Annotated in this window: 1 protein-coding gene; it reads right to left on the bottom strand. The window is 52.6% G+C overall.

Annotated features, from left to right (window positions below; all coding sequences use genetic code 11):
- Positions 1–57: 57 nt before the first annotated feature.
- Positions 58–1,530: a cytochrome-c oxidase, cbb3-type subunit I gene (gene ccoN, locus KDK14_RS13815; protein ID WP_257265754.1), complete on the bottom strand. Its 1,473-nt coding sequence runs from the start codon at positions 1,528–1,530 to the stop codon at positions 58–60.
- Between the last annotated feature and the right edge of the window lie 733 nt (positions 1,531–2,263).

The raw sequence follows: 2,263 nt of genomic DNA on the forward strand, positions 1-2,263 counted from the left end.
GTATCACCATCAGGCCCAGGTTCTTTTCAATAATGTCGTGTTTGCTAGCCATGATTATTATCTCCCTTCAACCGGTACAGTGGCCGGGTTGAGTTCGAGGGATTTTTTATCGGAAGAGGGCTCCCGGGATTTACTGGCCGTACGGTAAACGTTGTAAGCCATGACCAGCATGCCCAGCACAAAGAAGGCACCACCAATAGCGCGGACAATGTAGCCGACGCCGCTGGCCTCTACGGACTCAATAAAGCTGTAGGTCAAGGTACCGTCTTCGTTGACGGCACGCCACATCAGGCCCTGGGTGATCCCGTTCACCCACATGGCCACGATGTACAAAACGGTGCCGATGGTGGCCAGCCAGAAGTGCGTATTGATCAGGCCGACGCTGTACATCTGCTCTTTGCCGTATACCCTGGGAATCAGGTGATAGAGCGAACCGAATGACACCATGGCTACCCAGCCCAGGGCACCTGAATGCACATGACCAATGGTCCAGTCGGTGTAGTGGGACAGGGCATTAACGGTCTTGATGGCCATCATCGGGCCTTCAAAGGTGGACATGCCGTAGAAGGAGAGCGAAACCACCAGAAAGCGCAGGATCGGGTCAGTCCGCAGCTTGTGCCAGGCACCGGAGAGGGTCATGATGCCGTTGATCATGCCACCCCAGGACGGTGCCAGCAGCACCAGTGACATCACCATACCCAGGCTCTGGGCCCAGTCCGGCAGTGCGGTGTAGTGCAAGTGGTGGGGGCCGGCCCAGATGTAGATGGCGACCAGTGCCCAGAAATGCACAATGGACAGACGGTAAGAGTAAACCGGACGCTCCGCCTGTTTGGGTACGAAGTAATACATCATGCCCAGGAAACCAGCGGTAAGGAAGAAGCCCACCGCATTGTGGCCATACCACCACTGGATCATGGCATCCATGGCACCGGCGTAGGCAGAGTAAGACTTGGTCAGGCTGACGGGCAGAGAGGCGCTGTTGACGATATGGAGCACGGCAACGGTAATAATAAACGCACCAAAGAACCAGTTAGCCACATAGATATGCTTGCTCTTGCGCTTCATGATGGTGCCAAAGAACACCAGGGCGTAACTGACCCAGACCACCGCGATCAGAATATCAATAGGCCACTCCAGCTCGGCGTACTCTTTGGAAGAGGTCATGCCCAGGGGCAGGGTAATGGCCGCAGCAACAATCACCAGTTGCCAGCCCCAAAAGGTGAAAGCGGCAAGCCGTGGCATGGCCAGTGTCGTTTGACAGGTGCGCTGGACGATGTAGTAGGACGTTGCGAACAGCACACAGCCGCCAAAGGCAAAGATCACCGCATTGGTATGCAGTGGCCGCAAGCGTCCAAAGCTGGTCCAGGGCAAGCCTAGGTTGAGTTCGGGAAAGACCATCTGGGACGCGATCAGCAGGCCTACCGCCATACCAACAACTCCCCAGACCACGGCCATGATGGCAAACTGCCGAACTACCTTGTAGTTGTATAGCTTGTCGCTATAGCTCGGCTGTAACGTTGCAGTGCTCATGCTCCATGTTACCTTCGGATTGTACTTATGAGATTGGTGGTTATTGTGGGTAAACCGAAGTGAGGGTGCTTTGACCTGAATCAATGTCCGATCAAAAAATGAGCCAGTGCTTCTGTCCCTGACAGCGCTGTAGTGTTAGCCGTTTGCCTGTTTGGGCTTAAATGGCAGGAATCGGATGACTGCCTTCATCCTTGTAAATGATTTGCAAATCGGAATGTGTGTTTTTTTCCGTGTGATTGTTCCTGTTTTGTCTTGTCTCTGACCTGGCTGTCAGAGCATATATGCACTACCCCATTGGAAATGCACTCTGACTTCCCCCTTGTCAACCCTCTGACTAAACAGGCTTTGGTGTAACAACAGCTCTGACTTTCCATCCTCATCTGGTTATCGAGAGTAATACTCTGGCGATCCCGTGGCAATAATACAGAAATATGAGAGTGCCTGCTAATTCTTTTTCTGTCTAATCAGGACGGTCTGTTTGTCTGTGCGATGGGTTTTAACGCTCCAGGGCACGTTTATTGATGAGGCTGACCGAGCCACAATGGTGCGAATTAATCAGGCTTTTTTTGAATAAAAGAATACGTATTGTTGGATGATGCTGCATGGAGGGGGAATCAGGGGGGCTGAGTATCCCCCCGATCAGGTAGGCATTCCCGCGAAGGATCGTGGGAGTTGTCTGTTAAGGAATTGTCTGTAAATAACTTCCACATATTCAGATGCTCCACCGCAATCA

Origin of the sequence: Endozoicomonas sp. ONNA2 (genome assembly GCF_024606365.1) — a bacterium.
Taxonomy (GTDB): domain Bacteria; phylum Pseudomonadota; class Gammaproteobacteria; order Pseudomonadales; family Endozoicomonadaceae; genus Endozoicomonas.